The organism is Dawidia cretensis (assembly GCF_018598175.1).
Classification (GTDB): domain Bacteria; phylum Bacteroidota; class Bacteroidia; order Cytophagales; family Cyclobacteriaceae; genus Ohtaekwangia; species Ohtaekwangia cretensis.
Genome location: NZ_JAHESE010000180.1, coordinates 1 through 290 on the forward strand (window position 1 = coordinate 1; position 290 = coordinate 290).

Sequence of the window (290 nt, forward strand, 5' to 3'; positions counted from 1 at the left end):
TGGTACCACCGTCAGCAACGCTGCGATACCGGCTAACAGTACGGCATTCTTAATACCGACGATCAACAGGCCGATGGAATAGAGTGTAGCCAGTGTGAGGATGGACATCACGCGGCCCGTGAGATACTTCTGCGCAACGGTGGTAATCTTGTTAACGATCGTCTTTACTTTAGCAGGCTCTTCATCCTTATATAACTTCAGGAAAAAGGACTCGTAACGTTCTTTGTTGAACAGAAAAAGAAAGGTAAACACCAATGTGATCAGCAACCCCGCGATAGTACCGGTAATAC

The 290-nt window shown here is 46.9% G+C and carries 1 protein-coding gene; it reads right to left on the minus strand.

What is annotated here, in order from left to right; genetic code table 11:
• Positions 1-290: AI-2E family transporter (locus KK062_RS30275; RefSeq protein ID WP_254088119.1), on the minus strand; the 290-nt coding region annotated here is incomplete at both ends.